The organism is Odoribacter sp. Z80, from assembly GCF_009935865.1.
In the GTDB taxonomy this organism is placed as follows: domain Bacteria; phylum Bacteroidota; class Bacteroidia; order Bacteroidales; family Marinifilaceae; genus Odoribacter.
This window is the reverse complement of sequence record NZ_QWEL01000024.1, coordinates 1-2336: the sequence shown is the minus strand read 5'-3', so window position 1 is coordinate 2336 and position 2336 is coordinate 1. Positions and strand designations below refer to the sequence as shown.

Sequence of the window (2336 nt, the reverse complement as noted above, 5' to 3'; positions counted from 1 at the left end):
TTATACGCATAAGTCACCACCTTGTCAGGAAAAGGGTTGCGCGTATAGGGCACCACCAAGACCTCCAAGCGGACATCCTCACGGCACTTCCCCGCCACATTGATCTCAACCCCTATCGTATAAAGACCGCTAGGCCACGAAGAACCGGAAGACTGAAAATCACTCACACGCAAATCATGACGGCTCGACACCGAAGACAATACCGTAGACTCAAGCTCCTTCCCGATATCCAGACACTCCCAACGGTACGTCGAGGGAAGCCTCGTAGAAAGAGTGAAACCGTGAGAGGCAACACAAGGCTGCAAAGTATCACAAATACGGTCGGACTCATAGCCGTGGGAAACAACCAGACCGACAACGCCGCTCTCCGAATAACCATGCAACGTATAAGTCAGACGTTTATAACGGAAAACCTCCAGACTGTTACGGGGTAATAAGGAGGTCAGGTTTCGCAGATGAAGGTCCGCCGAGGTACAGCCATCCAGACGTTCCCAGGACTCCCCGTTGTCCTTACTGCAAAACCAGAAATAATGACCATGCTCCACGGGCAACACACTACCCCGGATCACATAGTCGGAACCATCGCAAATCGTATCAAAAACTTCGGTAGCACCAGAACGAAGACCGTTTTCAAGACTTAGTACCGTTTCCATGGTTCCAGGCTCACAACTCAGACCCAGACGCACCCCCACTGTTGGAAACTTATCGTTTAGATCTCCGAAAAAGGAACACATCCGGCTACGGTCAGCCACACGCAAAAAAGAATCAGAAGAACTGTAATCACCTCCACGAACTCCGTAAGCGGACACCTCCAGAGGCCAGTACTCCCGGCTCACACTCACATCACCGGAAGAAGACAAGACGCCACTGCCCGAATGGTCCCGGCGGAACTGAAGACCGTAAAGTTCTGTATTCACATATATCTCACTCAGGTTGCCGCTCAGATCGGAAAAACCTAAAAAAGAATTGCCGGAAGAGGAACGAACACCGCTACCAACAAAAGAACCAACACGACAAGGACCTTCCAGACTCCCTCCCGAATTCACATTACCAGAAGAAGCATGTTCGCTCTCCGTTCCGGAGGACTGCCAACCACTGCCGGGGGAGGGAGACACACTGCCCCAGGCGTAATCAGGAGAAGACGGCAACTCAGGATACAACACCCGGCACATCTTCTCATACTCAAGCTCACTCAACGGACGCAGACCGCTCCAATCGGCATAGGCAAGCATATCGCCGGGACTGAGGTAGTTGCAACCCACCGTCTGACCATCGTCCAGACTGTTTGCTACATTCTCCGGATTCAGGTTACACGCAAACAAGTAAGGGGAACGGCTGTTCAGACGACGCTCCTGGACGATGATTCCGTTCCGGAAAGAAGGACGGTCACGCATGGGACCGTAGACATACTCTCCTTCCCGGACCCCGTCAAGCAAACCTCCGATAGTACGGCTGTACTGTGCGGAACGGGGCAAACGGTTAAGGAAAGTTACATACTGCTCCTGGGTCAGCTCATATTTCATAGCATAATAACCACGAACTCCGTCGGCATACCCAGAAGGAAGGCTGTTAGAACAACCGTCCTGAAGCAGGAAGCCGGTACCTGAAAAACAAGACAGGTCATCCTCGGTCATTGCGACATTTGCGATCGATATGTTGTCCCAGAAATCTTTACGGCGCGAATCATCCACGCGGATGCGGTAATAACGGTAACTTCCCGGAGAAGTCACCCGGATTGCATGCTGGACTGGGTAAGATATACGGGACTCACCCCAATCCTCCGGACCGCCATGCCACAGCTCTACCCAACTGCCGGAAGAACCGCTCGGAGAACCTTCCAGATACCAGGTGCCACCCGGAGAAGGCGAAGACTCCTCCCAGCACAGACCCGACACCCCAAAATAAAGAATCCGGCGGTCGGACTTGAAATCAACCTGCCACCACGCCGGATAATTACCACCGGCACTGCTCCAGTAATGGGACATGCTGCCGTCGTCAACGGCATTATTCCGACGGTCTGCCGCACGTACGGCATAAGTGCTGTTAGTGGAAGCGGTATAAACAAAATTACTGTTCGTCCCGATAAGGTCGCTAGAAGAAGGAAGTACTCCGAAAGTCGGAGTACGGTAACTGCCGGAAGAAAATCCGTCTCCCATATAGAAAGGAGAGGTCGGGACATAAACCATCTCCAGACCCTGTAAAGATACAAGCACTTCCCCGGAAGACACGGAGGCCGCACTCACCGGGGCGGACGCATTACCGTCAAGCGACCAACGCAGATGGAGGGTCACAGCCGACTCGCCCTGGCCATCCTCTGAACGGTACACAAGCAAACC

Annotated in this window: 1 protein-coding gene; it reads right to left on the bottom strand. The window is 52.9% G+C overall.

The window, feature by feature from the left end; translation table 11 throughout:
• Positions 1 to 2336, bottom strand: a 2336-nt coding sequence (locus D1136_RS10685) for a discoidin domain-containing protein (RefSeq protein WP_202623115.1), incomplete at both ends; no start/stop codon positions are given.